Annotated in this window: 6 protein-coding genes; 4 read left to right on the top strand and 2 right to left on the bottom strand. The window is 28.2% G+C overall.

The window, feature by feature from the left end:
* From ACLR9T_RS13545 to ACLR9T_RS13530, 4 genes are all read left to right on the top strand, one after another.
* Nucleotides 1-209, top strand: a 209-nt coding sequence (locus ACLR9T_RS13545) for a transposase (RefSeq protein ID WP_413110030.1), incomplete at its 5' end; no start/stop codon positions are given.
* 276 nt (nucleotides 210-485) lie between these two features.
* A complete protein-coding gene (locus ACLR9T_RS13540) occupies nucleotides 486-1,259 on the top strand; it encodes a nitroreductase family protein (protein ID WP_413110029.1) in 774 nt (257 codons plus the stop codon).
* Nucleotides 1,260-1,272: 13 nt separating this feature from the next.
* A complete protein-coding gene (locus ACLR9T_RS13535) occupies nucleotides 1,273-1,635 on the top strand; it encodes an ArsR/SmtB family transcription factor (RefSeq protein WP_413110028.1) in 363 nt (120 codons plus the stop codon).
* A 13-nt stretch (nucleotides 1,636-1,648) separates the two neighbouring features.
* Nucleotides 1,649-2,401, top strand: a complete 753-nt coding sequence (locus ACLR9T_RS13530) for an EFR1 family ferrodoxin (protein ID WP_413110027.1) — start codon at nucleotides 1,649-1,651, stop codon at nucleotides 2,399-2,401.
* A 243-nt stretch (nucleotides 2,402-2,644) separates the two neighbouring features.
* Here the strand turns inward: ACLR9T_RS13530 and ACLR9T_RS13525 are convergent, their stop codons facing one another.
* Together ACLR9T_RS13525 and ACLR9T_RS13520 are read right to left on the bottom strand one after the other, a co-directional pair.
* Nucleotides 2,645-3,403, bottom strand: coding sequence for an AIM24 family protein (locus ACLR9T_RS13525; RefSeq protein WP_413110026.1), 759 nt, complete (start codon nucleotides 3,401-3,403; stop codon nucleotides 2,645-2,647).
* Between the two features lie 72 nt (nucleotides 3,404-3,475).
* Complete coding sequence (locus ACLR9T_RS13520; protein ID WP_413110031.1) at nucleotides 3,476-3,643, bottom strand: helix-turn-helix domain-containing protein; 168 nt, start codon at nucleotides 3,641-3,643, stop codon at nucleotides 3,476-3,478.
* Nucleotides 3,644-3,645 lie beyond the last annotated feature (2 nt).

The raw sequence follows: 3,645 nt of genomic DNA, 5'->3' as shown, positions 1-3,645 counted from the left end.
GTCAAATGATATATGAAAGATGGGCAAATGCAAGATATAAGTACAGACATAGAGAATTCTGGTGTCGAGGATATTATGTAGATACAGTAGGAAAGAATACAAATAGAATAAAAAATTATATAGCGAATCAATTAAAAGAAGATCAGGAAAGTGAACAACTGACACTGGATGTGGAAGATCCGTTTAATAAAGGAAAAGGGAAGAACTAAATAAATACAGAGTGCATGCGGTAGCCATAGGTATAAGAAATGTTTTTAGACATGCGCTCTGAGAGCAGAGCTATGCCCGCAAAACTGGCTAAGCCGGTGGATATTTATTTACTTAAAAGAGGTTATTTATAAAATAATATAGAAAGTGTGGGAAATAAAAAACTTTATAATTGCTATTTTTAAGTATGATTGGTAAAGAGATTCTTTACCAATGTTGTATTTATTATACTAATTGATATAATGGTTAACAAACTTTAATGAAAGGAGGGTTTAACCATGAAAAATCATAAAGTAAAAATAGATACTGATAAATGTATAGGTTGTGGTTTATGTACAAGAGTGTGTGTAGCTCATAATATAGAAGTTAAAAATAAAAAAGCAAATATTTTATTAGATAACTGTTTGACATGTGGTCAGTGTACAGCAGTTTGTCCTAAAAAAGCAGTTTTAATTACAGGGTATAAAACTCAACAAATTGAAAAAAGTGATAAAATTAGTTTAAATCCTAATGAAATATTAAATGTTATTAGATTTAGACGAACGATTAGACAATTTAAAAATAAAGATATTTCAAAAAAAGTTATTGAACAAATTTTAGAAGCAGGTAGACTCACACACACTGCTAAAAATAAACAAGATGTTTCTTTTATTGTGTTGGATAAAGAAAAAGATAAAATTGAACAAATTGCTATTAAGTTATTAAAAAAAATAAAGCCATTAGTAAATTTATTTAGTCCAATGGCAAGAAATAATAAAGTTAATAATCATTTTTTATTTTTTAATGCTCCCATTGTTATAGTTGTTTTAGCTGATGAAAAAATAAACGGAATATTAGCTGCGCAAAATATGGAGTTTGTGGCAGAAGCATATGGATTAGGGATACTATTCAGTGGATTTTTTACGTCAGCCGCTAATATTTCTTTTAGAATAAAAAGAGAATTAAAAATACCTAAAGGGAAAAAAATTGCTGCAACATTAGTAATGGGGTATCCTGATGTAAGGTTTCTTCGATCAGTACAACGTGAAGAAGTGAATGTTAAATATATGTAGAGGAGATATTAGTATGGTAAAAGAGTGTGAAAAAAGGTTGCAAGAAATTATTATCGGGTTTCAAAGATGTAAAAACGCATTTACTGCTATAGGTGATGAAACAAGGCAGTTGATTTTACTTGCGTTATTGGAAAGTGATTTATCAGGTATACGGGTTGGGGAAATTGCAGAAAAAACTTATTTAACAAGGCCATCTGTTTCACATCATTTACAAATTTTAAAAAAATCGGGTATTGTTGCAGTAAGAAAAGAAAAGACGAAAAATTATTATTATCTTAGCGTAAATGAGACACAATGGAAAGAGATTAATAATCTTATTAATTTAATCTATGAAAGTGTTCAGTTGATTTCGTCTGATTACAAAAGTAACCTATAAGGAGGAAGTAGTTTTGATCTTATACTTTTCAGGAACAGGAAATAGTGAGTTTGTTGCAAAAAGGATTAGAGATATAATTGAGGATGAGATGTTGAATTTATTTGATAAAATTTATAAACAGGATTTTTCTGAAATATTATCCAATCAACCATGGATAATTGTTACACCGACATATGCTTGGAGGATACCTCGTATTTTAGATGAATGGTTGAAAAATACACAGCTTTTAGGAAATATAGATATTTATTTTGTTATGACATGTGGGAATAATATTGGTAATGCAGGTAAGTATTTAAAGAAGTTATGTGATTTTAAAAAGATGAATTATAAGGGTGCTTTTCAGGTTATTATGCCAGAGAATTATATTGCGATGTTTTCTACACCATCGTTAGAAGAGGCATTAAAAACTATTCATCAAGCAGAAAGTGAGATAAATAAAATTGCTAATATAATAAAAAATAATGATATAATCTTACAATCAAACATTAATCTTAAAGATAAAATAAATAGCAGTATTATAAATACCATATTTTATCCTGTATTTGTTCGTTCAAAAAAGTTTTATGTAACAGATAAATGTATTAATTGTGGTAAATGTGTTAAAATTTGTCCATTAAATAATATTAATTTAAATAATAAAAAAATTATATGGGGAAACCATTGTACACATTGTATGGCATGCATCAGCCATTGTCCAATTGAAGCAATTGAATATGGGAAACATAGTATAGGAAAGCGTAGATATACATTTCCTAAAAATATTTAATTATTTTTATTGACATTTAAAGTATACTTGTTAAGATTATAAGGAGCCGACAAATACATATTCCGCTTAAGTAATTAAGTGTCGGGGAATATGTAATGTTGAAAAATACATTCTTTTATAGGATGTATTTTTTATTAAGAAAATTATATAATTACTATTTATTGATAATATTTCTAATATGTTATTTATATAAAGTTTTATTTATAATGAAAAAAGTATTCTGTTAAAGAATACTTTTTAATATTAAGTTAATGGTGCCATTAATACTTTACCAGTTCCTCGATAAACATTAACTAATCCTTCACCAGAAACTGCTGATCCAACAAGACTTTTAGTTGATTTTTCTACTTTAAATTCAAGTGTTCCTGACCAGGCAATAGCATAGTTACCATCGATTCTGATTTCATCATCATGTAACTCTATTTCAATTAACTCTTCTCGAGGTACAGGACTTTCTAATACCGCTAATCCATTTCCTGAAAGCATAAGATTAAATAATCCTTCATTACCTAAAACAGCACTAGACATATTAGAACGAGATTTTATTTTTTGATTTACATGTGCTTCACAAGCTAAAAATAAACCATCTTCTAAAACTAGTCCACCATTCCAATCACTGACTTCTTCAATAAATAAATGTTTATAAGTTGGCTCTAACATTAAATAACCAGTACCTTGATAACGAGGTTTAACAGCTGATTCTTTAGTAACTGCTCCCTTGATAGCTTTGCCAAAGAAATCTCCTACACCTTTAACATCAGCACCTGCTTTAACATCGCCAGCCATCCATTGCATTGCACCTTGTGAAATAGTATAGGAATCATTATCAAACGTAATAAAAGCCTGTCGTTGATGAACATTCATTTTTGAAGCATAATAAGCATTTATTGCTGTATCACCAGTAACACTTAAATCTTTGATGTACTCAAGAATTTGAATTCCCCCTTTTTCATCAACAACACGAATATTAGAGTTGTTAGTTAAATTATTAATTTTGATCATCATTTTTCTCCTTTATATTTGTATAATTCTATTTTATCATGTCGACATATATTTACAAATAAATTTTATAACTTAGCGCATTTTTAATTGAAATTGTTTAGGAGTTATACCGGTTTTATGATGATAAAAATAAATAAAAGAATTAGAACTAGAAAAGCCTAAAGCCTTAGCAATTTGTGTAATATTTGATTGTTCAGATAACAGCATACTATTAGCCATATTTAAGCGTAAATTACTAATAT

It is taken from the genome of Thomasclavelia sp. (genome assembly GCF_047249845.1).
Lineage (GTDB): Bacteria > Bacillota_I > Bacilli_A > Erysipelotrichales > Coprobacillaceae > Thomasclavelia.
This window is presented reverse-complemented; position numbering and strand designations above follow the sequence as displayed.